Genomic DNA, 259 nt, shown 5'->3' with positions numbered 1-259 from the left:
AGTAACCGAACGCAGTGGCAAGAAGGAATGGATACACTGGCGATACTCGTGCACTAAATTTTTAAGGCAAACATTTGTGGAATGGGCAGGATTATCTGTGCGCTATTCATTTTGGGCAAAAGCATATTATCGGCAGCAAGAAGCCAAAGGAAAACCTCATAATACCATCATCAGATCATTGGCATTTAAGTGGATACGAATCCTATTTAGGTGCTGGAAAACACATACGCCCTACGATGAATCAACTTACTTAACTGCA

At 41.3% G+C, this 259-nt stretch carries 1 pseudogene; it reads left to right on the top strand.

The features are described from left to right. Positions 1 to 259, top strand: a pseudogene (locus tag NRL14_RS20985) (IS110 family transposase); the annotation flags it as partial.

Origin of the sequence: Pseudoalteromonas sp. 20-92, from assembly GCF_030847595.1 — a bacterium.
In the GTDB taxonomy this organism is placed as follows: Bacteria; Pseudomonadota; Gammaproteobacteria; order Enterobacterales; family Alteromonadaceae; genus Pseudoalteromonas; species Pseudoalteromonas fuliginea.
This window is presented reverse-complemented; position numbering and strand designations above follow the sequence as displayed.